The sequence below is a fragment of the Streptomyces sp. NPDC025638 genome (assembly GCF_055558775.1).
Window position 1 is genome coordinate 546,545 of sequence record NZ_JBVHLX010000004.1, and the last position, 25,566, is coordinate 572,110.

Here is a 25,566-nt window from a genome sequence, read left to right on the forward strand (position 1 = left end):
GCACAGGGCGGCGGCATCCGCTTCGGCGTGCGGGACGTACGGCTGCACGACCTGGACACGGACCAGCCCGCGGTGTCGTACTTCTGCCCTAGGGCGGGGCAACGCCGACTGATGCACTGCGACCTTGTCGCCGGCTCCGGCGCTGCTCGCCCAGGCGCCGCCGTCTTCCGTGTGCGGTTCGGCAGCCATCCGCGCGGCCTCGCCGGTCACACGGCCCGCAGCCCCGAGGTCAGGCACCGTCGAGGCGAAGGGCCGAACCCGACCCGTGCGACGGCCGCCGCACGCTCCTCAGTGCGGCCGGCAGCCCCTTCCCGCCTCACGAAGGAGCGGCTCGGCGCTGCGCTTCGCCGAGCCGGTGGTCCGCGACCTTCAGTGCCTCGTCGACCAGGCGGCGCAGATGGCCGTCGCTGAGTGAGTAGACCACCCGGCGGCCCTCCTTGCGGGTGTTCACGAGGCCCGCGAGCCGCAGTCGGGCCAGGTGCTGGCTCACGGCGGGCCGGGCCGCGTCGCACGCCTGGGTGAGCGTGGTGACATCGGCCTCCCCGGCGGTGAGCGCGTGCAGGAGCGTGAGCCGGGTGCGGTCGCCGAGCAGGGCCAGGAGATCGGCGGCGAGCGCGAACTGCTCGTCGCCGGGGGTACGCGGATGCGCATGATGCGCAGGTGATAGGTGCATGCGTGCGCTCATACGCACATAATGGGCTCCGTGGGCGTCCCCCGTCCACTCCCGCGCACCGGAAGGTGATCGATGTGAGCGACCGGCACCACTCCCACGACCATGGCCATGCGCACGCGGACGCCCACGGGCACGGCCATGACCATGGGCACGACCACGCCCACACCCATCCCTCGACCGGTCTCCGCCACCGCCTCACCCATCTGTTCACCCCCCACTCCCACGAGACCGCCGACAAGCTCGACCCGGCCCTGGAGTCCTCGGCCCGGGGCATGCGCGCGCTCTGGGTCTCGCTGGCCGTGCTGGGCGCGACGGCGCTGATACAGGCGGTCGTGGTGGTCGTGTCCGGGTCGGTGGCCCTGCTCGGCGACACGGTGCACAACGCCGCGGACGCGCTGACCGCCGTACCGCTGGGCATCGCCTTCGTGCTCGGCCGCCGCGCCGCGACCCGGCGCTTCACGTACGGCTACGGACGCGCGGAGGACCTCGCGGGCATCGCGATCGTGCTGACGATCGCCGCGTCCGCGGCCTTCGCGGCGTGGGCGGCGGTGGAACGGCTCCTCGATCCGCGCCCCGTGGCGCAGGTACCGGCCGTGGCCATGGCCGCCCTGGTCGGATTCGCGGGCAACGAGTGGGTGGCCCGGTACCGGATCCGGGTGGGCCGGTCGATCGGCTCGGCCGCGCTGGTCGCCGACGGTCTGCACGCCCGTACGGACGGATTCACCTCGCTGGCCGTGCTGGTGGGCGCGGCGGGTTCGGCGCTGGGTCTGCACCTGGCCGACCCGCTCGTGGGGTTGGCGATCACCGCCGCCATCGTGCTGGTGCTGCGGGACGCGGCGCGCGAGGTGTTCCGGCGGGTGATGGACGCCGTCGACCCGGCACTGGTGGACCGGGCCGAGCGGGCGTTGCGGGAGGTGCCGGGCGTACGCGAGGTGGGCGAGCTGCGGCTGCGCTGGATCGGGCACCGGCTGCGGGCCGAGGTCGCGGTCGTGGTGGACGGCGAGGCGACGGTACGGCAGGCGCACGCCGTCGCCGTCGAGGCCGAGCACGCCCTGCTGCACGCCGTCCCGAGGCTCACCGCGGCGCTGGTCCACGCCGATCCGGCACCCGTGCCGGGCGAGGCGGACCCGCATCTGGCCCTGGCCCACCATCTGACGGGCTGACGCCCCGCTCGCCGCGGTCCGGCGTCAGGCGATCCCCAGCCCCTCCAGCACCACCGCGCCCGGCAGCTCGGCGAACGCCTTGCCGGGCACGAGCAGCTTGCCGCGCCGGCGTCCGCTGCCGACCAGGACATAGGGCAGATCGACGACCGCGGAGTCCACCAGCACGGGCCAGCCGCCCGGCAGTCCGACCGGGGTGATGCCGCCGTACTCCATGCCGGTCTCCCCCGTCGCCAGGTCCATCGAGGCGAACGAGGCCTTGCGGGCACCGAGTTGCCGGCGCACGACGCCGTTGACGTCGACCCGGGTGGTGGACAGCACGACGCACGCGGCCAGGGTGGTCTCGCCGCCCCGCTTGCCCGCGACCACCACGCAGTTGGCCGACCGCTCCAGCAGCTCGCGGCCGTAGTGCTCGACGAAGACGGCGGTGTCGGCCCACTGCGGATCGGTCTCGACGTAGACGATCTGGTCGGCGGGGACGCTGCCGCGCCACTGGCGTACGGCGTCGGCGACCGGGCGGGTCAGTTCGTCCAGGCAGTCGGGGGCCGGTGCGGCGGTGTCGAAGTGTCCGATGGGTGCGCGCATGGCCGCACGCTAACAGCCGTGAAACGGCGGGCGGCCGGACGTCTCAGGGGACGGGCGGCACCGAGACCGCCATCACCATCTCCATCGGTACGTCGCCGGTGTTGCCGTAGGTGTGGGGTGTGTTGGCCTCGAAGGAGGCGCTCGCGCCGGCCGGGACGCGGTAGTCCGTGCCGTCGACGGTGAGGGTCAGCTCCCCGGCCGTGACATGGACGAGTTCGACCGTGCCGGTGGGGTGCGGGTCGGAGGAGCTGTGCTCGCCGGGCATCAGGCGCCAGTCCCACATCTCCAGCGGACCGGGGGCCTCGGTGCCCGCGAGCAGCCGGTTGTAGCTGCCGGCGTCCGTGTGCCAGAGCCGTACGGCCTGCTCGGCGGGGACGATCCGGACCTTCGGGCCCTGCTCGTAGTCGAGCAGTGTGGTGATGCTGATGCCGAGCGCGTCGCCGATCTTGACGACGGTGCCGAGGCTGGGGTTGGTGCGGGCCTGCTCGATCTGGATGAGCATGCCGCGGCTGACGCCTGCCCGGGCGGCCAGTACGTCCAGGGTGAAGCCGCGCACCGCGCGCCAGTGCTTGACGGTGCGCGCCAGGGACTGGGTCAGCAGGTCGAGGTCCGACACTTTCCGTCCAATATTCTGGATGACATAGTTTAATTGAATGAACTACGGTGGGGTGCACCTGATCGTTCACCGAACTGTACTGCGAGGCGGCCCGTGACAGCATTCTTCGCCCTGGCCACCAGTCTCCTGTGGGGCCTGGCCGACTTCGGCGGCGGGCTGCTGACACGGCGCACTCCGGCCCTGACGGTGGTGGTCGTCTCCCAGGGGATCGCGGCGGCCGTCCTCGGCGCGGTCGTCGTGGCGACCAGCGGCTGGACCGAGGCGGGTCCACGGCTGTGGTTCGCCTTCGCGGCGGGCCTGGTGGGTCCGGTCGCCCTGTTCGCCTTCTACAAGGCGCTGGCCCTGGGCCCGATGGGCGTGGTCTCCCCGCTCGCCACACTCAGCGTGGGCGTTCCCGTGGGTGTCGGTCTGTTCCTCGGCGAGCGTCCGGGGCTGCTGCAGGTCGCGGGCATCGCCGTCGCCGTGACCGGTGTGGTACTCGCGGGCGGTCCCCAGCTCAGGGGCGCCCCCGTACAGCGGCAGACGATCGTGCTCACGCTCGTCGCGGCGCTCGGCTTCGGCACGGTGTTCGCGCTCATCACCGAGGCCTCGACCACCGTCACCGGCCTGTTCCTGGCCCTGTTCGTACAGCGGCTGACCAATGTCGCGGTCGGTGGCGCCGCGCTGTACGTGTCGGTCCGGCGGGGCGGCGCCGCCCTTCCCGAGGGCGGCTTCCCCTGGGCCTCGCTGCCCGCGCTCGCCTTCGTCGGCCTCGCCGACGTCGCGGCCAACGGCACCTACTCGGTCGCCGCCCAGCACGGCCCGGTCACCGTGGCGGCGGTCCTCGCCTCGCTCTACCCGGTGGTGACCGCCCTGGCCGCACGCGGCTTCCTCAGCGAACGGCTGCGGGCCGTCCAGGCCGCGGGTGCCGGACTCGCCCTGCTCGGGACGCTCCTGCTGGCGACCGGCTGAGTCAGCCGTCGGCCTCCAGCCGGGCCAGCCGCTCGGCGCCCTCCTCGTCGAGGTCCGCGAGGGCCCGCAGCTGATCCGGGGTGACACCGTCCGGGATCGGTACCGGCGCGGGTGTGCGCAGCGGCGGCTGCCAGCCGTCGCCGGGAGTCCAGCGCCGTACGACCCGGGCGGGTGCCCCGGCCACCACGGCGTGGTCGGGCACCGTCCCGCGGACCACGGCACCGGCCGCCACGACCACGTTCCGGCCGATCCGCGCGCCCGGCAGGATCACCGCACCCGTGCCGATCCAGCAGCCCGGACCGATCTCCACCGGCTCCATCCGCGGCCACTGCCTGCCGATGGGCTCGTGCGGATCGTCGTACGAGTGGTTCGTGGACGTGACATAGACGTACGGACCGAAGTAGCAGTCGCTGCCGATCGTCACCGTGGTGTCGGCGATGACATGGCTGCCGCGGCCCAGGACGACCCCGTCGCCGATGCGCAGGATCGGGTCGGGGCCGAGGTCGAGATCGGGCATCAGGCCCGCGGTCAGGGTGACCTGCTCGGCGACGATGCAGTGGGAGCCCAGATGGATCCAGGGTTCGCCGAAGACCGTGCCGAGCGGGAAGGCGAGTCTGGTACCTGTTCCCATCGCGCCGAAGCGGAGGCGCCCCGGGCGCTCGGCGGTGACGGATCCCGTGCGCTGCACCCAGGCCCAGCCGGCGTGGACCGCCCGCTGGGCGATGCGGCGCCGCCAGGATGAGAACGTGTTCTTGGGCTTGGGCACCCACTCACGGTACTCAGCACCGACTGTGCCCATGAGGCCGGACCGCTGTGATCTTCGCCCCACCGTTGGCGTACGGTGCGGGGGTACCGAACACGACCAAAGACCGGGAGACCGTGATGACGCACAAGGCGCTGATCGTGGGCATGGGCGGCAAGGACCCCGAGATCGACCCGGAGTCGTTCGTCGCGCCCACGGCCTGTGTGATCGGCGACGTGGTCCTGCTCGCGGGAGCGAGTGTCTGGTACGGCGCGGTGGTGCGCGGCGACACCGAGCGGATCACCGTCGGTGCGAGCGCCAATGTCCAGGACAACGCCACCCTTCACGCGGACCCCGGGTTTCCGGTCACGGTCGGCGAGCGGGTCTCCATCGGGCACAACGCCGTGGTGCACGGGGCGACCGTCGGGGACGACTGTCTGATCGGCATGGGAGCGACCGTGCTCAACGGGGCGGTGATCGGCGCGGGCTCTTTGGTCGCCGCTCAGGCGCTGGTACCGCAGGGGATGGTGGTGCCGCCGGGCTCACTGGTGGCAGGGGTGCCGGCCAAGGTGAAGCGGGAACTGACCGCCGAGGAGCGGGAGGGCGTCACCCTGAACGGCACGCTGTACGCGGACCTGGCGAAGGCACACCAGGACGTGCACGACAAGGCGTGACGCCCTGCTGACGTCCTGGTCCTGCTCCTGCTCCTGCTCCCGGTCCTAGTCGGCGGCCGGGACGGGTTCCTGTTCCGCGGCCCGCTCGGCCGCCGCCTTCTTCGCCTTCCGCTTCAGCACCAGCACCGACGTCAGGCCGATCAGCGCGGCCACCACCAGGCCCAGATACGAGAAGCGCTTGAGCCAGTCCTCGGCGACCACGCCGACGTAGTAGATGACCGCCGTGGTGCCGCCCGCCCAGCAGATGCCGCCGAGGACATTGGCGATCAGGAACTTCCAGTACGGCATGTGCAGCACACCCGCGAGCGGGCCGGCGAAGATCCGCAGCAGGGCGACGAAGCGGCCGAAGAAGACGGCCCACATGCCCCACTTCTCGAAGGACCGCTCGGCGGTGGCGATATGGCCCTCGCCGAAGTGCCTGGGGAACTTCTTGCCCAGCCAGGCCAGCAGCGGACGCCCGCCCTTGCGGCCGATCGCGTAGCCGATGGAGTCGCCGACGACGGCGCCCACGGTCGCGCAGGCACCGAGAACGATCGGGTTGATGCCCGAGTGCTGCGAGGAGAGCAGGGCCGCCGACACCAGGACGATCTCGCCCGGCAGCGGGATACCCAGGCTCTCCAGACCGATGACCAGGGCCACCACGGCATAGACGGCGGCCGCCGGCACGGTGTCGAGCCATTCCTGGACGTGCAACGCCGTTTCCTCCCCTGTCGCGTCCTTGCTTTCCGGGACGTCACCCGTAAGGCGCGCCCCAAGGAAGGCTACCTGCTCGCCGCGCGACGGCAGCCGGGCAAGCCCCGGCAGCACGGCACCGTCCCGCCGACGGTCCTTCGGTTTTCGGACATCCGCATGTCACACGGAACGGGAAGGCTCCCCCGCGGTTCCCCCCGCCGCCTCGCATCTCCCGGTCCCGCCGCGCGGCCCGATGCGGAAGGACGACGTGCCCGTGTCCTCGCTGTCCTCGCTCTCATCGACGTCCCCACTCCGCTCCGACGCGCCCGCGCACCCGATGGTCGCCCGTCCCGTCCGGCTGGCGCTGTGCCTGAGCCCTCTCCTGCTGGCCGGGATCTGGGGACTGACCAACCGGTCCCTCGTCCACGAGGGTGCCGCGCGGCTGGTCGCGGCCGACCCCTGGTGGCTGCTGGCCGGCGGGGGCTTCACCTGCCTGGGCTGGGTCGCGGCCTCGTGTGTCCGCCAGGGCGCCGTGCCGGACCGGCTGCCGCCGGGGCTGCTGTTGGCCTCGCAGTTCGCCGCCGGGGCCGCGAACCACGCGCTGCCCGGGGGCATCGGCGCGCACGCGGTCACCGTGCGCTTCCTGCGCGGCCGCGGGGTACCGCTCGACCGCGCCACCGCCTCGATCGCCCTGTACTCCCTGGCCAAGTCCGTCGCGAAGGCGATCGTGCTCGTGGTGTTCCTTGCGGCCTCCCCGGCCTGGCGGCGGCTGGGCGAGCTGCTCCCGGACGGGCGGACGCTCGTACCGGTGCTCGCCGTCGTCGGCACCGGTGCCGCCGTCGCCGGGCTGGCCCTGGCCGTCGTACGTCCGCTGCGCCGCCCGGTGACGGGGCTGCTGCGCACCGCCCTGGCCGACGCGCGCCTGCTGCACACCCGGCCCTGCCGTGTGCTCGCCCTGTGGGGCGGGGCGGCCGCGATGCCGCTGCTCCAGGGGTGCGTGATCGCCTCGGTCGGGGCCGCGCTGGAGCTGCCGGTCCCCTGGGCGCACGTGGTCCTCGCCTACCTCGCCGCGGGCACCGCGGTGGGGGCGGTGCCCGCACCCGGGGGCCTCGCGGTGGACGCGGCGCTGGTGTTCACGCTGGCGGCCTTCGGCTCCCCGGTGGCCCTGGCCACGGCGACCGTGATCGGCTTCCGGGTGCTGACGGACTGGCTGCCGTTGCTGCCGGGGGCCCTCGTGCTGTCGGCACTGATCCGCGCCAAGGTGCTCTGAGCCCCGGCTCAGTCGCGCCGGGCCACGAGCCGGTAGGCGTTGGACAGCCCCAGACGGTGCGAGAGGGGCCGTACCGCGAACCGGTCCAGGAGCGTGCCGAGGGCGAGGGCGGGCACCCCCGCGAGGACCACGGCGGTGCGCAGCCCGCGCCGGACCGCGCCCGGCGGTTGCGCCAGCCACGGCGCGTCCTCGCGCGGGGCGGTGTGGTCCAGGGCCAGCCAGACCGCGGCGAGCAGATCCACCGGGTCGTGCGGCTGCGCGTGCTGCTCCGCGACCACCGTGAATCCCAGGTCGGTCAGGCGGCGGCGCAGATTGGCGACGGGCACGAAGTGCAGATGCTGCGGCTGGAGCCAGGGCAGCCACCAGCGGCCCAGGAGGCGGGCGTAGCGGCTCTGCGGGTCCGGGACCTCGATGAGCAGATGGCCGCCGGGCCGTACGACCTCGTGCGCGGCCCGCAGTTCGCGGTCGGGGTCGGTGCTGTGCTCCAGGTAGTGGAACATGCTGACCACGTCGTAGCGGGCGGTGAGTTCCGGGGCGAGCTCCGGGAAGGAGCCGCGGTGGCCGTGCTCCACCCTTCCCTCGCGTTCGGCGAGCTCGACGCCGTCCGTGAAGTCCAGGCCGTCGAAGACCGTGCCCGGCAGCACCTCGCGGGCGGCCTCGCAGAAGTGGCCGTGGCCGGTGCCGACGTCCAGCCAGTTCTTCGGGGTGGGGTCGTGCGGCAGCATGGATTCGGCGCGGCCTCGGTACATCTTGGTCCGGCCGCCGAAGGTGCCGCCCATCTTCTGCTCGCCGAGGCCGTCGTAGAAGTCGCGGTAGTAGAACTCCAGACCGGCCTCGTTCAGCCGCGGGTTCTGGAAGGTGTGCCCGCAGTCCTCGCACCGGTCGAGCTCGAAGCGGCCCGGCTTGTGCTGGAGCAGATCCGTGGTGCGCAGCCGGGTGCTCAGCCGCTCCGAGCCGCACCAGGGGCAGCTGGTGCGCCGCGGCTCGAAGAACCGGCCCACGCCGTCGGCCAGATCGGCCTGGTAGCGGGGGCGCAGGGCGGCGATGCGCGCGGCGCGGTCGGGGGCGTGGGCGGACTCGGTTGCGTCCACAGGTTCCGTGGCGCCCACGGGCTCCGTGCCACCCACGGGTTCGGTTGCGTCCGCGAGCTCTCCGTCGCCCACGGATTCGGTTGCGTCCATGGGCTCGCTCCCGCCGTTCGACTGTGTCTTGTCGCTCATCGCGTCTCCGCTCATGGCTGTCGGTCGTGCCCTCGGCCTGTCCCGAGCCGTTCGAGGTGGGTCGCCGCCGCGTGGGCGCCGCCCGCGGTGCGGAACGCCGTGCGCAGGCGGGCGGCCGCCTCGCGGTGGGCGGGTTCGTGCAGGACGGTGTCGAGGGCCGCGCCCAGCCGGGGTGCGGTGACCCGGCCGAACCTCACCCTGATGCCGGCTCCCGCGTCGACCACCTGCGCGGCCACCACGGGCTGGTCGTCACGGATCGGGGCGACGACCAGCGGAACCCCGTGCCACAGGGCCTCGCAGACCGTGTTGTGCCCGGCGTGGCAGATCACCGCGTCGACCCTTGCCAGGAGCGGGAGTTGGGGCACGGCGGGCAGGATCAGTACGTCCTCGTCGCCACCGGTCGCGGCCAGGGTGCCGCCCGGATCGACGAGCACCGCCTGTACCCGGTCGGCCCGTTCGCGCAGCGCGGTCAGGCACTCGGCGAGAAACCGGCCACCGGCGTCGGCGTTGGCGGTGCCGAGGGTCACCAGGACCTTGGCCCGGCCCGGGTCCAGCCACTCCCAGGGGAAGCCGGGCTCGGCCGGACGGTCCGCGATCGAGGGGCCGACACAGCGGATCGCCTCCCCCTTCTCGCCCGTGGGGCCGACGAGTTCGGGCGTGGTGAAGGCCAGGACCAGGTGAGGTGAGAACCGCGGATCGGCGGTGCCGGAGGGGTCGCCGATCCGTCCCCGCAGTTCGGTCAGCCGCTCCCGCAGCCAGGCGGCGACCCTCGGCATGCCGTCGTACGCGTCGGTGAACTCGGCCGACGTGGTGGCGGAGGTGGCCCAGGGAAGCCGCAGGCGCTCGGCCACCAGGGCGCCGGCGAAAGCCTGTTGGTCGGCGACGACCACGTCCGGCCGGAAGCCGTCCACCGCCGCCCGCACGCCCGGGGCCATCGCGTCGGCGAGCGGCACCAGGTACCCCTCCCACAGGAACTTCAGCGCCTCCGGGCCACGCAGGTCGGGCGGCCGCTCGACCCCCGTGACGCCGTCGCACGGGAACACGTCGGCGTCCGCTCCCGCGAGCCTGCGCACCAGCCCGGGATCGGCGCACCCCCACGCCACCCGGTGCCCGCGCGCGGTGAGTTCGGCCGCGACGCCGACCGTCGGGTTGATGTGCCCGACCAGGGGCGGCACCACGAACAGGAAACGGCTCACCGGGCCTCGGCCCCCACCGGCCGGCCCCCGCTCGCCGTGCGGATCAGCTCCAGGATGTGCCCGCCGACGGCCCCCGGCGCCTCCACCAGCACCGAGTGCTCGTGCCCCGGCAGTACGACGGACCGGAAGTCCCCGAGCAGCGTCTCCTTCAGGGACACCAGCTCCACCAGGTCCGAGTCACCGCCGTAGACCCCGAGGACCGGGCAGCGCACGGACCTGATCTCGTCCTCGGTCAGCACGCGGCTGGCGGGGATGTCCCGGCCGAGGGTGGTCTCCCTTGCGAGCCGCGCCGCGCCCTTGGCCAGACGGGCCGTGTTGTGGCTGCGGTGGGACGTGATCCAGGCGATCGCGTCGGGCTCGTTGTACGCCAGCTCGGTCACCACCCGGTCCAGGATGCCGCCCAGTTTCGCCGCCCAGGCCGCGGTCGCCGGCTCGGACTCGATCAGGGTGAGGCTCGCCGTGCGCCCGGGGTGGCGGGCCGCCCAGCCGAAGGCGATGGTGCCACCGTAGGAGTTGCCGACGAGGTGGACGGGGCCGGTGACGTCCAGCCGGTCGAGGAGCGCCTCCAGGTCGTCGATGTTGTGGTCGAGGGTGTAGCCGCTCCGCGGGCGTTCGCTGCGGCCGTGACCGCGCAGGTCGTACATGACCACGTCGATGCCCGCCACGGCGAAGGCGGGGGCCACGGTGAAGTAGTAGCTGGCCAGGCTGTCGGTGAGCAGCCCGTGCACGAGCACCGCGGTCGCGACCTTCGGGCGCCCCTGGCGGGGGCCCATTCTCTGTACGTGCAGCCGGATGTCACCGGTGTCGACGATCGCCATGTGTCAGCCCGCCTCCGCGGCCTTCAGGCTCTGCACCACGTGCTCGACGAGCCTGCCGACGGTGAGCTCGATGATCTCGTCGAAGTCCATACCGGCGAGGAACTCCGCGAAGTTGACCTGGTCTCCGTACCGCTGTTCCAGGAGGCCCGCCAGGGTCACCAGGTCGATGCTCTCCAGTTCCAGGTCGCGGTTGAACGTGGTGCTCATGCCGATCTCCACGTCGTCCTCGCCGTACTCCTCCAGGAGGATCAGGAGCATGCCTCTGATGTCGGCGAGCACGGCCTCCTCGTCGGCGGGCTCGGTGGTCGGCTGGATGGGGTTCATCGACGGTGCTCCTCTTCGTCCGATGCCGCTGCGGGCAGTTCTCCGGCCTCCACCGGTCCCGTCGTCCAGGCCACGACGTACTCCCGGTCCGGCAGTGCGGGGGTGTTGCGGACGGATCGGCAGTGCACCGTGTACGCGCGTTCCAGACGGCCCGAGACCAGCAGGCGGCTGCCGTCCGGGGCCGCGTCGAACACTGCGAAGTCCCGGGGCCGTCCGCCGAATCCGGTGCCCTCCGCCTTGGCCACCGCCTCCTTCGCCGCCCAGAACCGGGTGAACCAGAGTGGCTCGGAGTCCTCGCCGTCCGCGCACCGGGCGCGCAGGAGCCGGAGTTCGTCGGCGCCCAGGGCGGCGGCGAGGGCCGCCGGGTCGCGTTCGCTGACCTCTTCGATGTCGATACCGGGGCCGGGACCGGGGGTGTGGGGCCGTACGATCGCCACGGCGGCCTCGGCGCGGTGCGCAAGGGAAACGTCCAGCGGGGGCAGGGCGCGGCCGTGCTCGCCGGTGACGTACGGGCGGCCCAAGTCGTCGTTGCGGACCCGCAGTTCGGCCGGGAACAAGGGCCCTTCGCCGTGCTCCCACAGCCACCGGCGCACCGCGTCCTTGGCGGCGATCCGGCCGAGCAGCCACTGCCGGCGGCCGCGCGGGGCCTGCGCGGCGTACTCGGAACGCTCCGCTCCGCCGAGTGAGTTGCGCATGATCAGCTCGCGCGATGCGAGGTCCGGCCACCGCTCGTGCAGCAACGACCAGCCGCCGGGGCGCGGTTCGGAGAGGGTGTTGCGCTCGGGGAAGCGTTCGACCGGGCGGGTCTGCGGGTCGTTGTCGAAGCGTCGGTCCTGCCAGCCGGTGAGCTGCGCCCACACCCGGCCCGCGACGGTCAGCTCGATGTCCGCCTCAAGGAGGGTGTCGGCGAGCGAGGTGATGCGCACCAGGCATTCGACCTGCGTGCCCGGAGCCGGATGCGGCCCGTAGAAGCGCATGTGCCGCATCTGCACGGGGAAGACCACGGTCCGTTCGGTGCGCGTGGCCATGATCCAGTAGCCGAGGATCTGGCCCACGTTGTCGAGCAGGGCGCCGGGGGCCGCGGGTGTGGTGATCACCCCGCGTATGTGCTTCTCGCCGATCGCGGTGAGTTCCGTGACGCCCTGGAAGGCCGGGCCGTGGAACATCCAGCGCTCTTCGTAGAGCTGGGCGGCCGTGTGGTCGGGGGTGCGTTCGGGTCGGGGCGGCTCTGTTCGGACGTGGGGCGGGGTGGGGTGGGCCGCGGCCAGTTCGACGACCGCGCGGGCCGTGGGGCCGAAGGTGACGGTGCACCGGTTCGGGTCTTGGGGGGTCCGGGTGACGGTGACCGGGACGTCGACGGCGGGCGTCGCGGTGAGCCAGCGGTCGAAGCGCGCCCCGTGCACGGCGACCGCCCGCATGCCCGGTGCGGCCCGTTCCGCCGCGTCCATCATGTGCCGCACGATCGTGGTCGCCGGGACGACGGGCCAGCGGTCGGCCACGTCCGGCCAGCCGGGGCGCTGCGGGAAGAAGCAGTGGTCGAGGAGGTGGGGCATGGTGTGCGGGGACACGTGGAGGGTGGTCTGCCAGGTGTCGGGGGTGGTCGGTGGCTGATGGGGCGTGGAGCTGCCGTGGGGCGCGGTCGGGGTGGTGACCGCCCCGTGCACAGCCTTGGCGGGCGCCCCGGGCCGGACCGCGGTCGGAACGTAGGCCCTGCTCGGTGGGCGGTCGGCCGCGCCGATCAGCGCGGCCGCCATGTCCGCGGTGTCGCGCAGCAGCGCGCTCAGCTCGGCGGCCACGGGGAAGCGTCCGGCCACGGCGTCGAGGGGCGACGGGGTGGGATCGGCCGCGCCGACGCGTACGGCACCCGACGGCGCCGGGGATGCCGTGCGCAGGTCGGTACGGAGCCCGCCGAGGACCCGGTCGTCGAGGGAGACCAGGGCTCCCCCGAGATCGAGCCGGACCGGTCGGCGCTCGGGGACACCGCGACCGGCCGCCCGGGCGGCCGGGGTCGGCAGTGCCGGTGCCACGCTCGCGCCCGCCGTCCACAACGCCGTCGCCACGCAACGGAGTTGGGACAGTCCCGGGCGGTGCGGTGAGTTGGCCGCAACGGCCAGGTGGTCGCGGTCGCCGAGCGTGTCGCCGATGAGGGAGGCGAGCCTGCCCGGGCCGGTCTGGACGAAGGTGCGGTGGCCGGCCGCGTACAGGGCCTCGACGAGCTGCCGGAAGCGGACGGGTTCCAGCAGATGCCGGACGAACAGCTCGCGGACCGCGGCCTCCCCCTCGGGGAAGGGTGCCGCGGTCGTCCCCGACCACACGGGCACGGTCGGCGGATGGAGCCGGAACCGGTCCGCCGCCTCCTTGATGGGCGAGAGGTACGGCTCCAGCATCGGCGTGTGGAACCCGGACCGGAACGGCAGCACCTGGCAGATCACGCCCTGGGCCCGGAAGGACCGTACGAACTCCTCCACCGCGCCGTCCGGCCCGCACACCATCGACTGGTGGGGGGCGTTGTCGTGAGAGAGCACGATCCCGGCACCCGCCCAGTCCTCGCGCAGGGCCGCCCGGACGCGCTCGGCGGACGCGCCGACCGCGCCGAAGGTGAGGCCCGGCACGGTCACCGTGTCCGGGTCGAAGTCCGCCATGAACGCGTCGACCTGATCGCCGGAGTACAGCCCTGCCACGGCCATCGCCGTCCACTCGCCGACGCTGTGCCCGGCCACCGCGTCGGGGACGACCCCCATGCGGCGCAGCGCGGCGTCGAGGAGCCGCCCGACGCCGACGACACCGAATCCGTGCCGGCCCACGTCCGCGACCCGCACCTCCTCGTCGGCGGGAGCGAGCGCGGCGAGGCAGAAGTGGGCGGCGATGTCGTCGACGCGGGGCGCGAAGTCGCCTTCGAGGCCGGGGAAGACGAAGGCGAGCCTGCCGTCCGCGCCGCCGAGGAGCGGCCGGGGGCGGAACCATACGTCGTTGCGGCCCTGCCAGGCCCGGCCCTTGGCGACCGCCCGGCGGGCCAGGGCGAGCCGCTTGGCGGTCGGTTCGACGATGCCGAGGCGGGCCGGGCCCGCGTCCGGGTGGGTGTGGGCGGCGTCGAGCCCGGAGGCGAGGACTGCGGAGTCGTCGGTGTCCAGGGCGGCGGCCAGCCGCTCGGGGCTGTCGGCGGCGAGCAGGAGGACACGCTCGGCTTCGGCGACGGCAACCGTGGCTCGGGGCCCTGGGCTCCCCGTGGACCGCGCGGCCGCGCCGGGTGCTTCCTCCAGCACCACATGGGCGTTGATCCCCCCGAACCCGAAGGCGTTCACCGCTGCCCGCCGTACCGGCCGCTCGGGGCCGGTCTCCCAGGGGACCGCCTTCTCCAGCGGGCGGAAGCGGGTGCCCGCGAGAGCGGGGTGCGGGGTGTCGCAGTGGAGGGTGGGCAGCAGGGTGCGGTGGTGGAGCGCGAGGGCGGCCTTGACCAGTCCCGCGACTCCGGCGGCCGGCATGGTGTGGCCGATCATCGACTTCACCGAGCCGATCACCGCGCGTTCGTCGCCGTACGCCTCGCCCGGCCCGAACACCGCGGTGAGGGTGGCCAGTTCGGCGGCGTCCCCGGCAGGTGTCGCGGTGCCGTGCGCCTCCAGGAGGCCGACCGAGCCGGGCGCGGCGGGGTCGAGTCCGGCGGCCCGCCACGCCTGGCGCACGGCGTGTGCCTGACCGCCGGGGTCGGGGTTGACCAGTCCGGCCGTACGGCCGTCGCTGGCCACGCCGGTGCCCCGGATCACCGCGTAGACACGGTCGCCGTCGCGCTGGGCGTCCGCGAGGCGCTTCAGTACGACGATGCCGGTGCCCTCGCCGATGAGGATGCCGTCGGCGTCGCGGTGGAAGGGGCGGATGCGCTGGCTCGGGGAGAGCGCGCGCAGCTGGGAGAAGACGCTCCACAGGGTGATGTCGTGGCAGTGGTGCACTCCCCCGGCCAGCATCAGATCGCAGCGCCCGGAGGTGAGTTCGCCGACGGCCTGGTCGACGGCGACCAGCGAGGAGGCACAGGCCGCGTCGACGGTGTAGGCCGGGCCGCGCAGGTCGAGCCGGTTGGCGATCCGGGACGCGGCGAGGTTGGGGACCAGGCCGATCGCGGACTCGGGGCTCGTCGGCCCCAGACGGTCGGTGAACGCCTCGCGCACCCGGTCCAGTTGACCTGGTGTCAGGTCGGGCAGCAGCTCGCCCAGGGTGCGGACGAGCTGACCCGCGGTGCGGACCCGCTGGTCGAGCCGGACCAGGCCGGGGGTGAGGTAGCCGCCCCGGCCCAGGACGACCCCGACGCGGTGCCGGTCGGGCAGCCGCTCTCCGGCCCCCGCGTCGGCGAGCGCCTCGGCGGCCACGTTCAGCGCGATCAGCTGGTCGGGCTCGGTGCCGGGCACCGAGGCGGGCATGATGCCGTAGCGGGTGACCTCCACCTCGGCCAGGCCGTCCACGAAGCCACCGCGCCGGCAGTACACCTGGTCGGCCACGGCAGGTCCGGCCGCGGAGCCGGGGCGGTAGTAGTCGGTGTCCCAGCGGCCCGCCGGCACCTCCCCGATCGCGTCCACGCCGTCCCGCAGATTGCGCCAGTAGGCGTCGAGACCGGCGGCGCCGGGCAGCAGCACCGCCATCCCCACGATGGCGACCGCGTCCTGACGCATGTCACCACCCCGAGGCGGTGTAGACGACCGCGCGGGCCGACTCCTCGCCCCAGGCGAGTTCCCGCAGCAAAGCCGCGGTGCCCTCGTCGGGGTCGATCAGCCGGATGCCGCGCCGGGCGTACTCCCGGCCGAGCTCCGGACCGACCATCCCGCCGTGGGAGCCGGTGGGTGCCCACGGCCCCCAGTGCACGGTCAGCGCACGGTGTCCGGTGCGGGCGGCCCAGGCGGTGCCCAGGGTCTCCAGGGCGTCGTTGGCGGCCGCGTAGTCGGCCTGGCCGCGATTGCCGAGTACGGCGGAGATGCTGCCGAACAGGACCGTGAACCCCGGCCCGTTGGGCAGTTCCTCCAGCGCGGTGAGCAGGGTGGCGGCTCCGGCCGCCTTGGTGCCGTACACGCGCTGGAAGGACTCGGCGGTCTTCTCGGCGATCAGCCGGTCCTCGATCACCCCGGCCGCGAACACCACCCCGTCGAGGCGGTCGTGCTCCGCATGGATCTCCTTGACCGCCTGGAGCGCGGCGTCCTGCTCGCGGAAGTCCACGGCGTGGTAGCGGACCCGGCTGCCGAGCGCGGTGAGTTCCGCGAGTGTCGCGGCGATCTCCCGCTGGGCGAGGATCAGTTCGGCGGCCCGGTTGACCTCGGCGGGTCCGAGCGAGCCGCCGGAGGCGAGGGCCGCCCGCAGTTCGGCCGGGGTGCGCGCGGCGGCGGTCCGCGGGTCCTCGGGGCCGGTGGCCGCGGGCGTTCTGCCGAGCAGTTCGATGCGGCAGCGGCAGGCCGCGGCGAGCGAGGCCGCGAACTTCGCCGTGATCCCGCGGGCACCGCCCACCAGCAGCACCACGGAGTCCCGGTCCAGGCCGAGCGCGGCGGCCTCGGCGGCACCGTCGCCGGCCGGTCCCGCGCCGGTGCTGCCGAGCGTGCCGAGGGGTGCCTCGACGAGCTCGAAACCGTGCCGGCCGGCGGCGGTGCGCAGGACGACGGGTGCCGGGTCGGGTGCGAGCAGTTCGGCGAGCAGGGCGTCCGCGACGGCGGACGGCCCCGTGTCGGCGAGGGCGACGGTCCGCGCGACCGTCTCCGGGTATTCGCGGGCGATGGTGCGGAACAGGCCGTCCAGCCCCGCCGCCCGCAGCGCGTCGTCGCCGTCGGCGGGCCGTACGGCCAGCAGCCATCGCGGGCCGTGCGCCAGGGCGGCCTTCAGCGTGGGGAAGGCGTCGGGCAGGACCGGCGGCTCGGCGCCCGGCAGCGCCCCCATGTACAGCACGCCGTCCACCACGTCGTCCGCCTCGGTCGGCAGGTGTTCCGCGTCGACGGTCACCACCTCGGCGCCGTACGGAGCGAGCCGCGCCGCGATCTCCGCAGCCGCGCCGCCTCCGTCGCCGAGCACGACGAACCGCTTCCCGGACAGGACGGTGGCCGGATCCGCCGGGCGGTCCGGCTGCCTCGGAGGCACCGGACGGAGCTGAAGTCTCTTCGGCGCGACGCCGACGACCCGCTCCGTCAACTCCTCTGCGGAACCAGCAACTTCGGACGGGACGGCACTCTGCTCCCCGGCCCCGTGCAGCCGCGCCGCGAGCCAGCGCGTCACGGCCGCCGCCGTACGCGCCTTGGCCAGCTCCTCCAGCTCCGCGTCGTCCAGGGCCGTGACGTCCGCCCCGGCGCCGATCCCCAGCCGCTTGGCGAGTTCGCCCGCTATCTCGGCCCGCTTGATCGAGTCGATGCTCAGGTCCGCCTCCAGGTCGAGGTCGGGCTCGATCATGTCGACGGGGTAGCCGGTGCGCTCGCTGATGATCTCCAGGACGACGCGTTCCACATCGGCTGCCGGGTCCGTGCCGGTGTCGGCCGGGGCGGACTCCGGGACCGGCTGAGGGGCGGCGACGAGCTCGGCGGGCTGGATCTGGGGCGCCACCAGGGGGCCGGGCGCCGCGGGTGCGGGAGCGGACCGGCCCGGCACCGCGCCCAGATAGGTGAGCAGAACATCGCGCTGGGCGGCGATCATCTCCCGGCTCGTGCGCAGGAATTCGGAGATCAGCGCGTCCTGGCCGGCCGGGACGCCGTACGGGTGGTTCGTCGTCACAGTCGTCTCCACGACTCGTCGGGCCGGTGCCAGGGCACCGGGAAGGAGTTCTCCGGCGGCGGTGCGGACCAGGTGGCCGTCGACCGTCCAGCCGGGTCGCTTCGGTGCCGGGGTGCGGACGGCGTCGACGGCATCGCGCCCCCGGAAGAGCCGGCCGGTGCGCACCGGCCGACCCGCGACGGCCAGTTGGGCGAGTGCGTCGAGCCAGCCGCGCAGCCCGCTGCCGTCGCGGGGCTCGCAGGCGACGGTGCGGTGCGGGCGGTCGCCCAGGATCTGTTCGACCAGCCGGGTGAGGACCGTGCCGGGTCCCGCCTCTACGAAGATCCGTGCTCCCGCCTCGTACATGGCCTCGATCTGCGCGGCGAAGGCGACCGGCGCCCCGATCTGGGCGGCCAGCTCCGCGCGCACCGCGTCCGGGTCCGCCGCGTACGGGGCGGCCGTACGGTTGGACCAGACCGGGAACTCGGCCGGGCGTACGGTCCTGTCCCGGAGGACCTCCGCGAACGTCTCGCCCGCACCCGCCACCAAGGGGCTGTGGAAGGCGCAGCCGACCGGGATGCGCTTGGCGCCGAACCCGGCCTCGCGCAACAGCCGTACGGCGCCGGCGACTTCCTCGGTCGGGCCGGAAATCACCGTCTGCCGGGGCGAGTTGCGGTTGGCGAGGACGACCGAAGCGGGCACCCCGGCCGTGCGCAGAGCTGCTTCGACGTCCTCGGCGCCGGCGGAGACGGCGGCCATGCTGCCGGGGTCGTCGCCCGCCGCCGCGAGGATGGCCGAGGCCCGCTCGGTGCTCAGCTCCAGCAGCGTCTCGGGGTCGAGGGCGCCGGCCGCGCACAGGGCGACCAGTTCGCCGTAGCTGTGTCCGGCCGCCATGTCCGGTCTCACCCCCGCCGTGGTGAGGAAGGCGTGGGCGGCGAGGCCGGTGATGCCGAGGGCGGGCTGGGCGGCCCGGGTGTCGGTGAGCCCGGCCCGCCGGCACTCGCGGGCCGCGTCGTCGAAGGCGGCGGGCGGGTACAGCCGGTCGGCGTGGGCCCGGCCGAGCCGAAGGTAGTGGTGCAGTTCGGGGAAGGCGATGAAGAGGTCGGCGAGCATGCCGGGGCGCTGGCTGCCCTGGCCCGGGAACAGGAAGGCGACCTTGTCCTCGCCGTGCGCGGCCGCGTCGGCCAGGTGGATGCCCGCGGCCGGGTCGTGCTCCCCGGCCAGGGCCCTGCGCAGCTGCCGGATCAGACCGTCCACGTCCGTGGCCACGACCGCGGCCCGCACCGGTTCCGGCGAGGCGTCGGAGCGCCGGGCCGCGCTCAGCGCGAGGTCACGCAGCCGCCAGGGACGGCCGTCGGCCTCGGCGGCCTTCAGGACCGCCTCGATCGCCCGACCGGCACTCGCCGCGTCCCTCCCGCGGAAGGTGAACAGCTCGGCGGGCCACTCCTCCAGACCCTGCTCCGGCGGTACGGCGTCGGCGTAAGCCCCCAGCACCACATGGAAGTTGGTCCCGCCGAAGCCGAACGCGCTCACTCCGGCCACGCGTTCGCCGGCCGGAGTCGCCCACGGCTGGGCCCGCGTGTGGAAGGCGAAGGGGCCCGCGCCCTCCTCCCACGCCGCGTTGGGGCTCTTCAGGTGCAGGGTGGGCGGCCGTACGCCGGTGTAGAGCGCCAGGGTGGTCTTGATCAGGCCCGCGAGACCGGCGGCGCACTTGGTGTGCCCGATCTGCGACTTGACCGAGCCCAGCACACATCCGCCGGGCCGGGCCCCGGCCTTGGCGAACACCTCGCCGAGGACGGTGAGTTCGGTGCGGTCGCCGACGACGGTCCCGGTGCCGTGCGCCTCCACCAGGCCGACCGTGGCCGGTGAGACGCCCGCGTTGCGGTACGCCCGCTCCAGCGCGACCCGCTGCCCCTCGGGCCGGGGCGCGGTCAGGCCGAGGGAGCGGCCGTCGCTGGACGAGCCCAGCCCCTTGATCACGCCGTAGATCCGGTCGCCGTCGCGTTCGGCGTCCGCCAGCCGCTTGAGGACGACGCAGGCGACGCCCTCGCCGAGCGCGATGCCGTCGGCCGACCCGTCGAAGGCCCGTGACCGGCCCGTCGGGGAGAGCGCGTGGACCGACGAGAACAGGACGTAGTCATTGATGCCGTTGTGCAGGTCGGCGCCGCCGCACAGGACGACGTCGCTGGTGCCCGCCGTGAGTTCCTTGCACGCCACGTCCACCGCGGCCAGCGAGGAGGCGCAGGCCGCGTCCACGGTGTAGTTGGCCCCGCCGAGGTCCAGCCGGTTGGCGATCCGGCCCGAGATGACGTTGGCGAGCATGCCGGGGAAGGAGTCCTCGGTCAGCCGGGGCAGCTGCTCCTCGATCCCGTCGGGCACCTTGCCGTAGTACGACGGCAGTACGGCGCGCAGGGTGGCGGCGTTGGACAGGTCGCTGCCCGCCTCGGCCCCGAAGACGACGGAGGTGCGCGAGCGGTCGAACTCCCGCCCGCGGTCGCCGTATCCGGCGTCCTCCAGGGCGCGCCGGGCGGCCTCCAGGGAGAGCAACTGGACGGGCTCGATACTGCCGAGCGAGGCGGGCGGGATGCCGTAGGCGAGCGGATCGAAGGGGATGCGCGGCAGGAAGCCGCCCCACTTGGAGGTGGTGCTGCCGTCGGCGTGGTGCAGGTCGGGATCCCAGCGGTCGTGTGGGACCTCGGTGACGGCGTCGTGCCCGGCGACGATGTTCGCCCAGAAGGAGGCCAGGTCGGGGGCCTGCGGGAACATGCAGGCCATGCCGACGACCGCGATGTCGAGGGGTGCGGGCTGCGCCGGTTCCGCGGTCCGGTCGGCGCCGAGCCGTTGGTTCAGCTCCCCGGTACGGGCGGCGAGGAAGTCGGCCGCGCCGTCGGTCACCGAACGGTGCAGGGCCTCGATGGTGGTCGTCGCGGAGCGCAGCACGGCCACTTCCCCGGCCATGAACATGCCCTCGTCCATCTGGCGTTGCTCGCCCACGGGCGCCAGGACGCCGCCGTCGGTCCGGTCGACGCCCTTGCTGGCGATGCGCAGCCGTCCGACGTTGAGCCGCTCCAGTTCCTCCCAGACGCGCCGGTCCGGCACACCCTGAGCGCGCAACTCGGCTTCGCGGTCCCGGTAGTTCAGGGTGAACGGGCTGGGCACGCAGCGGGTGGCATGGCCGGGGGCGGTCTCCAGGAGGGCGGTGGCCCCGGCCGCCACGACCTGTCTCTGGAAGAGGGGCTGTATCGCGCCTCGGTCCACCACCTCCTCGGTGAACAGATAGGCGGTTCCCATCAGGACGCCGACGGCGGCTCCGCGCTCCGTGAGCGGTGCGGCGAGCGCCGCGATCATCGCGGCGGAGCGCTCGTCGTGGACGCCGCCCGCGAAGAACACCTCGATCCGCCGGACCGTGTCGTCGTCAGCTCCGGCGTCGGCCAGGAAGTCCTCCAGCACCGCCAGTTGGGCCTCCCACAACGGGAAGCCGGCCCGCGGTCCGACGTGTCCGCCGCACTCGGAGCCCTCGAAGACGAACCTGCGGGCTCCGGCCTCCAGGAACTGCCGCAGCAGCCCGGGCGAGGGCACATGCAGGAAGGTGCTGATTCCGGCCCGCTCCAGCGCTTCGGCCTGGGCGGGCCGGCCGCCCGCGATGATGGCGTGGCTGGGCCGCAGCTCCCGTACGGCCTCCAGCTGGGCGCCGCGGATGTCCTCGGGCGCGAACCCGAGCACACCGACGCCCCAGGGCCGCCCGTCCAGCGCTACGCGCGTCTCCTCCAGCATCGCCCGCGCCTGCGCTCCGTCGGCCAGCGCCAGCGCCAGGAAGGGCAGCGCACCGTGCTCGGCGACGGCCGCGGCGAATCCCGCCCGGTCACTGACCCGGGTCATCGGCCCCTGCGCCACGGGCAGCCGTGTCCCGAGGGCCCGGCTCATGCCCGAGCCGGACCGCAGCGCGCGGGCGGGCGCGGGGTCGGCGGGCCGACCGGGCAGGATCTCCCGGATCGCGGTCGTCAGTCCGCGCAGCGTGCGGCCCACGTCCTGCCAGCGCTCCGCGAAGCGTGTCGCGAGGAAGCCGTCCTGGCCGACCGGCAGCAGCTGGGTGTGCGGGTCCTGGGCGCCCAGCAGCGCGGCGACGGCGGCGGGGTCGTCGGCGGGCGGGCGTAAAGCGTCGGGGCCGCGGCGGTGCAGTACCCGGTGACCGGCCACGACGACGGTCTCCGAGCCGTCGAGGGAGCGGAGCGCGGCCGCGGCCGCCTCGGGCAGCGTCGACTCGGCCAGCAGGGCCAGTTGCGTGTCGAGGACGACTCCGGCCGCCCCACCGGCCACGGCGGCGGCCGCCGTACGGGGCCCGATGCCGCCGCACGCCCAGACCGGCACGTCCAACTCCGGCTCGGCGAGCAGCTGTTGGAGCAGTACGAAGGTGCTGAGCTGTCCGATCCGGCCGCCGCTCTCGCTGCCGCGGGCGATGAGTCCGTACGCTCCCGCACGGACCGCGTCCCGCGCCTGCTCCAGGTCGGTGACCTCGGCCAACACCCGGTGGCTCGCGGCGACTTCGGCGAGCGGCCACGGGGCGTCGGCCGTGCGGACCACGGTGTCGACCGCCTCGATGTCCTCGGGCCGCATCCGGCACCGGCCCGTGACCCGCACCCCGAACGGGCCCGGCGCCATATGTCTCAGGCGCCCGAGGGCCTCACGGGATCTTCGGTCGCCGTTGCCGAGGTCCAGGATCCCGAGTCCGCCGGCCCGGCAGACGGCCGCGGTGAGCCTGGCATCGGGTTCTCCGAAAGGGGTGATGCAAATGATCAGGTCCAGAGCGCGCGCAGCAGACGTCATGATGCTCCGAATAATCGGCGAGACAGCACGGTGGGGGGTTTGTGCGACGTGGAAGCGCTGGTCGGGGCCACCGGAAACTAGCGACTTATTACTGGCGGGTCAATAACGATGCGGCAATTCCGCTTGCGGTGGAATCAATTCGGCCAGCGGACGAGAGTCGACGCAAGAGCCGAAAATCCGAGCAAGTCCCATCCACCGTACGGCCGTCCGCACCACGAGCCCCAGGCACCACAACGCCACAAGCCCGTCAAAGCGTCCGGCGGATTCACCCCCACTCACCCCTCCGCAACGCGGCGGGCGGCCGGACCGGGCTCTGTAAATTCCGCATGACTTCAGCGCCGTGGCTCGATCGAACCCGTCGGCGACTGAATTCCATTCAGGTCAAACGTGAATCATGGAAAAATCTTGTAAATCCTTGAAGAAACGGCCGGGGAACGCCGGTCCCCCGGCCCCGCTCCGGCACCGGACCGCTGTCGCCGCGGCAGCCGACCTGCGCGATCCGAGTGCCGTACCGCTCCTGGGTCTGCCCGGACTTGTCGCGGCCGCTCGGGGCGGCTCTTCGCCGGCGCCTTCCGCTCCGTCCGGCCGACTCCGGCCTCCGGCGTCCACCGCTGCCGCCGGTCACCGTCCCGCTTCGTCACGACCACACGGGCGCTCGCCCTGCCCGAGCCCGGGGCGACGACGAGTCCCCTGTGCCGGCGCAGGAGGAGTTCGCCGCGCAGGGTCAGTTCGTAGGACGCCTCGCCCGCGTGCCCGACACAGCCGGACAACAGGACTTTCCGGGCCTGCGGTTCGGCGGCGAGGCAGAGGGTGGGGTCGGCGGCGCTGCGCAGCATTGCGTCGCGCCGGTACGACCACTGCTGGGACCCCGCGGACGAGCACGGCGCGAGCACCGCCCCCGCACCCGCCTCGACCCGGCCGCCCTCGACATCCAGGCAGAGTCCGGTGGCGGGGCTGCGCAGTCTGCCGTGCGCGACCTCGACGGGCTCGCTCGCGGAGGCGGCGGACGGGGAGGCGACGACGGACGGCTCGCGGGTGGCGCCGGACCGGACGGAGCCGCGGCCGGCGGCTCCCCAGGTGTCACCGGGTACGGAGACACCGTGGATGCCGTCGGTCCAGCCCCTGACCACCAGCACGGTCGCGAGCAGCACGAGGCAGGTGAGCCCGACTCCGACGGCCACCGCCATGCGCCGCGTCCGTTTTCGACTCGCGTACGCCGACCGTACGACCTCCGAGTGCGGGACCTCCGGGTGTACGCCCTCCGGGCCTACGGCCTCCGGCGCGGGAGGCAGCTCCTCGACGGCGCCGCGTCCCGGGCGCGAGTCGAGATAGCGGCGCGCGCCCCAGCCGAGCACGGTCTCGGCGAGCAGGATCTCCAGTCCGCCCTCGACACGGCCGAGTTGTTCCGCGGCTCGACGGCAGTACTGGCACACCGTCAAATGCCGTTGCGCGTCGGGCAACAGGGAACCGCCGCGGCGAATGGAGATATCGAGGAGGCGGTTGTGGTGACGGCATTCCGCGGTGGGTGCGAGTTCGCGGTGGGCGCGTACCAGTTCCGCCCGGAATTGTTCACGCGCCTGCTCCAGCGTTGCCGCGGCGGCAGAAGTGTCCACGCCCAGCAGTCCGGCGGGAATTGATATCGGCTCCGCCTCGACCTCGGTGTGCCACAGCAGACATTGGGACGCTCCGGGAAGGGCGCGGAAAGCACGCTCGGCGAGTTGTCTTCTTTCGGGGATGCCGGACTTCACCGCGCGTAGACCACGGCCGCCGGTCGGTTTGCGCAGTTCGGGCAGGACCACGCAGATGCCCTCGTCGGCGGCCCACTCCCGGACGGTCTCCCGCACGGCCACGAGGAACTGCGGGCGCAGCGGGCCGCCGGTCGCCCCGCCCGCGAGCCGGCCGAGGACGCGATGGAAGGCCGTGGTGGCGACGAACTGGGCGGCACCACCGGCGGAGGCGAGGCAGACGACCGCGTAGTCACAGGTCGCCCGCCAGTGCCGGGCCAGCAGAAGGGCGACGGCACGATGGCTGCCGTCGCCCTTGGCGCCGAGCTGTGCGACGAGGTTGCGATCGGACCGGGACTGCACGGAACCATTTCCTTTCCAAGCCGAAGGACGACACAAGGAATGGCGCCCCGCCGGAAAGCAGTGTCCCTTCGGTGCCGCCTCTGCCCTCCCAGGAGGAGGCTCACCCTCGCACACCCAACTCACAAGTAACAAGAAGTTCGAGCGCCCAAGTGCAAGGTCCGGGGAATTCAAGATGAGTTACCGGCGGTATCCGTACCGGCATTCGACGCGTTCGTCACTCAAGGCTCAACCTGCATACACAGAAAGCCAGATGGCGCACCGAATCTTCAACCTTCCCACTGAAAGCGGAACGCGCCCGCCCACAGGAAGCTCCCATGTTTCTCCCGGCGTGCTCTCATCCCCGTGCGCCGGCATGGGCCGCATGATCGCCCCGCGCTCCTCAACCGCCCCCACGCCCCCACGCACCGTCCGCAAGGCGGTCGTCCCCGCCGCCGGACTCGGCACCCGCTTTCCGCCGGAGCGGAACCGGGCCGCCTGAGCACTCAAGACGCGGACGGCGGCCGACGCCGCACACGCCGAGGCCCCGGCCGTCGGATCCACCATCCGGCCGGGGCCTCTCCCAAGATCCGCGAGGCGGACGTCAGCCGTTGGGGCGGAGGGTCCAGGTCACCGTCATCTCACCGGTGACGGCGCCGTCCTCGCGCTGGATGGCGACGGCCACCGGGAACTCGGGACGCTTGCCCTCGTCGAGCTCGGCGACGACGTCGGCAATGGGGCGGCCGAGGGTCGCGGTGGCCTTGACCGGACCGAGGGCGATCTTCTTGAACGCGATCTCGGCGGTGACCGGAAGCGGCACGGCGCGCGCCAGCTGGTCGCCGAAGGCGGCGAGGACGATCGCACCACTGGCGGACTCACCGAGGGTGAACATCGCCCCCGCGTGCGGCCCGCCCACGTGATTGCGGTACTCGCTCTGGTCCGGCAGGGACAGCACGGCCCGCTCCGGAGTGGTCTCCAGGTACTCCAGGTTCAGGGTCCGCACCATCGGAACCGTGGCGGCGAGCAATTCGCCGATCGACATCTGGTCTGTGCTCATGGCCGCCATGTTACTC

General features: G+C 73.5%; 18 protein-coding genes. 5 read left to right on the plus strand and 13 right to left on the minus strand.

The genetic code is table 11. From position 1 onward, the window contains the following. Positions 1-316: 316 nt before the first annotated feature. Positions 317-685, minus strand: a complete 369-nt coding sequence (locus ACZ4EG_RS13510; RefSeq protein WP_467790741.1) for an ArsR/SmtB family transcription factor — start codon at positions 683-685, stop codon at positions 317-319. 62 nt (positions 686-747) lie between these two features. Here ACZ4EG_RS13510 and ACZ4EG_RS13515 point away from each other — a divergent pair, with 62 nt between their 5' ends. Beyond that, positions 748-1,836, plus strand: coding sequence for a cation diffusion facilitator family transporter (locus tag ACZ4EG_RS13515; RefSeq protein ID WP_467790742.1), 1,089 nt, complete (start codon positions 748-750; stop codon positions 1,834-1,836). Between the two features lie 24 nt (positions 1,837-1,860). On the opposite strand, the gene ACZ4EG_RS13520 is transcribed toward ACZ4EG_RS13515, so the two are convergent. Together ACZ4EG_RS13520 and ACZ4EG_RS13525 are read right to left on the minus strand one after the other, a co-directional pair. Then, positions 1,861-2,418: a YbaK/EbsC family protein gene (locus ACZ4EG_RS13520; protein ID WP_453554038.1), complete on the minus strand. Its 558-nt coding sequence runs from the start codon at positions 2,416-2,418 to the stop codon at positions 1,861-1,863. A gap of 43 nt (positions 2,419-2,461) precedes the next feature. Beyond that, a complete protein-coding gene (locus ACZ4EG_RS13525) occupies positions 2,462-3,034 on the minus strand; it encodes a helix-turn-helix domain-containing protein (RefSeq protein ID WP_363299947.1) in 573 nt (190 codons plus the stop codon). A 93-nt stretch (positions 3,035-3,127) separates the two neighbouring features. Between ACZ4EG_RS13525 and ACZ4EG_RS13530 the strand changes: the two genes are divergently transcribed. Further along, on the plus strand, positions 3,128-3,985 hold the full coding sequence (locus tag ACZ4EG_RS13530; protein ID WP_467790743.1) for an EamA family transporter: 858 nt from the start codon (positions 3,128-3,130) through the stop codon (positions 3,983-3,985). A gap of 1 nt (position 3,986) precedes the next feature. On the opposite strand, the gene ACZ4EG_RS13535 is transcribed toward ACZ4EG_RS13530, so the two are convergent. Continuing rightward, the gene (locus ACZ4EG_RS13535; RefSeq protein ID WP_467790744.1) at positions 3,987-4,751 is read right to left on the minus strand and encodes an acyltransferase; all 765 of its coding nucleotides are present in this window, start codon (positions 4,749-4,751) and stop codon (positions 3,987-3,989) included. Positions 4,752-4,867: 116 nt separating this feature from the next. Here ACZ4EG_RS13535 and ACZ4EG_RS13540 point away from each other — a divergent pair, with 116 nt between their 5' ends. Further along, positions 4,868-5,401: a gamma carbonic anhydrase family protein gene (locus ACZ4EG_RS13540; protein ID WP_453554043.1), complete on the plus strand. Its 534-nt coding sequence runs from the start codon at positions 4,868-4,870 to the stop codon at positions 5,399-5,401. A gap of 45 nt (positions 5,402-5,446) precedes the next feature. On the opposite strand, the gene ACZ4EG_RS13545 is transcribed toward ACZ4EG_RS13540, so the two are convergent. Next, positions 5,447-6,094: a DedA family protein gene (locus ACZ4EG_RS13545; protein ID WP_453554045.1), complete on the minus strand. Its 648-nt coding sequence runs from the start codon at positions 6,092-6,094 to the stop codon at positions 5,447-5,449. A 253-nt stretch (positions 6,095-6,347) separates the two neighbouring features. Between ACZ4EG_RS13545 and ACZ4EG_RS13550 the strand changes: the two genes are divergently transcribed. Continuing rightward, positions 6,348-7,343 (plus strand): lysylphosphatidylglycerol synthase transmembrane domain-containing protein, encoded by a 996-nt coding sequence (locus ACZ4EG_RS13550; protein ID WP_467790745.1) that lies wholly within the window; start codon positions 6,348-6,350, stop codon positions 7,341-7,343. An 8-nt stretch (positions 7,344-7,351) separates the two neighbouring features. Here the strand turns inward: ACZ4EG_RS13550 and ACZ4EG_RS13555 are convergent, their stop codons facing one another. The 7 genes from ACZ4EG_RS13555 to ACZ4EG_RS13585 form a co-directional block, all read right to left on the minus strand. Next, positions 7,352-8,389, minus strand: coding sequence for a class I SAM-dependent methyltransferase (locus ACZ4EG_RS13555; protein ID WP_467790814.1), 1,038 nt, complete (start codon positions 8,387-8,389; stop codon positions 7,352-7,354). A 185-nt stretch (positions 8,390-8,574) separates the two neighbouring features. Next, a complete protein-coding gene (locus ACZ4EG_RS13560) occupies positions 8,575-9,759 on the minus strand; it encodes a glycosyltransferase (RefSeq protein WP_467790746.1) in 1,185 nt (394 codons plus the stop codon). Beyond that, complete coding sequence (locus tag ACZ4EG_RS13565) at positions 9,756-10,577, minus strand: alpha/beta fold hydrolase (RefSeq protein ID WP_467790747.1); 822 nt, start codon at positions 10,575-10,577, stop codon at positions 9,756-9,758. The genes ACZ4EG_RS13560 and ACZ4EG_RS13565 overlap by 4 nt, the downstream gene beginning before the upstream one ends. A gap of 3 nt (positions 10,578-10,580) precedes the next feature. Beyond that, a complete protein-coding gene (locus tag ACZ4EG_RS13570) occupies positions 10,581-10,901 on the minus strand; it encodes an acyl carrier protein (protein ID WP_467790748.1) in 321 nt (106 codons plus the stop codon). Continuing rightward, positions 10,898-15,559 (minus strand): beta-ketoacyl synthase N-terminal-like domain-containing protein, encoded by a 4,662-nt coding sequence (locus ACZ4EG_RS13575; protein WP_467790749.1) that lies wholly within the window; start codon positions 15,557-15,559, stop codon positions 10,898-10,900. The genes ACZ4EG_RS13570 and ACZ4EG_RS13575 overlap by 4 nt, the downstream gene beginning before the upstream one ends. A gap of 1 nt (position 15,560) precedes the next feature. Beyond that, positions 15,561-22,430: an SDR family oxidoreductase gene (locus ACZ4EG_RS13580; protein WP_467790750.1), complete on the minus strand. Its 6,870-nt coding sequence runs from the start codon at positions 22,428-22,430 to the stop codon at positions 15,561-15,563. Between the two features lie 392 nt (positions 22,431-22,822). Then, positions 22,823-24,517 carry an RICIN domain-containing protein gene (locus tag ACZ4EG_RS13585; RefSeq protein WP_467790751.1) on the minus strand — a complete coding sequence of 565 codons (1,695 nt, stop codon included), beginning with the start codon at positions 24,515-24,517 and terminating at the stop codon, positions 22,823-22,825. Positions 24,518-24,845: 328 nt separating this feature from the next. Between ACZ4EG_RS13585 and ACZ4EG_RS13590 the strand changes: the two genes are divergently transcribed. Continuing rightward, positions 24,846-24,995, plus strand: coding sequence for a hypothetical protein (locus ACZ4EG_RS13590; protein WP_467790752.1), 150 nt, complete (start codon positions 24,846-24,848; stop codon positions 24,993-24,995). A gap of 102 nt (positions 24,996-25,097) precedes the next feature. Here ACZ4EG_RS13590 and ACZ4EG_RS13595 read toward each other — a convergent pair whose 3' ends face one another. Further along, entirely contained in the window at positions 25,098-25,535 is a 438-nt protein-coding gene (locus ACZ4EG_RS13595; RefSeq protein WP_390710573.1) for a DUF4442 domain-containing protein, read from the minus strand. Positions 25,536-25,566 lie beyond the last annotated feature (31 nt).

Coding starts and splice junctions, on each gene's coding strand:
- ACZ4EG_RS13510 (WP_467790741.1), bottom strand. CDS start 685: ATGAGCGCACGCATGCACCTATCACCTGCGCATCATGCGCATCCGCGT.
- ACZ4EG_RS13520 (WP_453554038.1), bottom strand. CDS start 2,418: ATGCGCGCACCCATCGGACACTTCGACACCGCCGCACCGGCCCCCGAC.
- ACZ4EG_RS13540 (WP_453554043.1), top strand. CDS start 4,868: ATGACGCACAAGGCGCTGATCGTGGGCATGGGCGGCAAGGACCCCGAG.
- ACZ4EG_RS13565 (WP_467790747.1), bottom strand. CDS start 10,577: ATGGCGATCGTCGACACCGGTGACATCCGGCTGCACGTACAGAGAATG.
- ACZ4EG_RS13570 (WP_467790748.1), bottom strand. CDS start 10,901: ATGAACCCCATCCAGCCGACCACCGAGCCCGCCGACGAGGAGGCCGTG.
- ACZ4EG_RS13575 (WP_467790749.1), bottom strand. CDS start 15,559: ATGCGTCAGGACGCGGTCGCCATCGTGGGGATGGCGGTGCTGCTGCCC.
- ACZ4EG_RS13580 (WP_467790750.1), bottom strand. CDS start 22,430: ATGACGTCTGCTGCGCGCGCTCTGGACCTGATCATTTGCATCACCCCT.
- ACZ4EG_RS13595 (WP_390710573.1), bottom strand. CDS start 25,535: ATGTCGATCGGCGAATTGCTCGCCGCCACGGTTCCGATGGTGCGGACC.